We start from the raw sequence: 305 nt of genomic DNA on the forward strand, positions 1-305 counted from the left end.
AGTTCGGCGGCGAGCATGTCGGTGCGGTAGAACCGTGCGGAGTAGTCGTTGCGGCATGCTGCTGTGATCAGTGCTTGGGCGAGGTAGGTTTTGCCGACTGAGGATTTGCCCAGGATGACAATGTTTTGTCCCAGGTGGCACCATTGTCCGTGAGCGAGTCTGCTGACTTGCTCGGGGTTGATGTTGCGGTCAGGCGTGCAGACCACGTTTTCAAGGCAAGCATCAAGGTTTGGCGATCGGGATGCTTTCAGCAGTTTGTTGATGCGTCGTTCACGCCTGGCCGCGACTTCTTTATCGAGTGCGTA

Annotated in this window: 1 protein-coding gene; it reads right to left on the reverse strand. The window is 56.4% G+C overall.

Translation table 11 applies throughout. From position 1 onward, the window contains the following. Positions 1-305 (reverse strand): ATP-binding protein (locus HMPREF2875_RS09920; protein ID WP_168165578.1); only part of this gene is annotated, 305 nt, incomplete at both ends.

The sequence above is a fragment of the Corynebacterium sp. HMSC078H07 genome (assembly GCF_001812805.1).
Lineage (GTDB): Bacteria > Actinomycetota > Actinomycetes > Mycobacteriales > Mycobacteriaceae > Corynebacterium.